Genomic DNA, 354 nt, shown 5'->3' with positions numbered 1-354 from the left:
GTGATCAGGCTTGGCGTTTAGGTTTAAACTGCATTCAACATACCGATGCCCTACAGTTGGTACAGCATCGAATTTATGAATTACAAAATAAAATTGGCTGTGGTATTCAAATCAGTAAATGGTCACCTAAAGGTCCTTTGGTTGTACAATCGATTGAATCTAATCACCCAATTTCAATTGTCACAAAAGTCGGTTCAATTATGCCATTGGTCAACTCAGCTGCTGGGCGAGTTTTTGCAGCATATTTACCTGAGCCAATCATTTCTGTCCCTGAATCCATGGCGGACCAGGAATCGCGTCCTACCTCTATTACGGAGTGGGGACCAGGGAAAACACCGCAGGGCAGGGCTCGTC

General features: G+C 44.6%; 1 protein-coding gene. It reads left to right on the top strand.

The window, feature by feature from the left end; all coding sequences use genetic code 11:
* Positions 1-354: IclR family transcriptional regulator domain-containing protein (locus FLQ44_RS18100; RefSeq protein WP_206208969.1), on the top strand; the 354-nt coding region annotated here is incomplete at both ends.

It is taken from the genome of Vogesella mureinivorans (assembly GCF_007644035.1).
Lineage (GTDB): Bacteria > Pseudomonadota > Gammaproteobacteria > Burkholderiales > Chromobacteriaceae > Vogesella > Vogesella mureinivorans.
The sequence above is the reverse complement of the archived record's forward strand: the minus strand, read 5'-3'. Positions and strand labels throughout refer to the sequence as shown.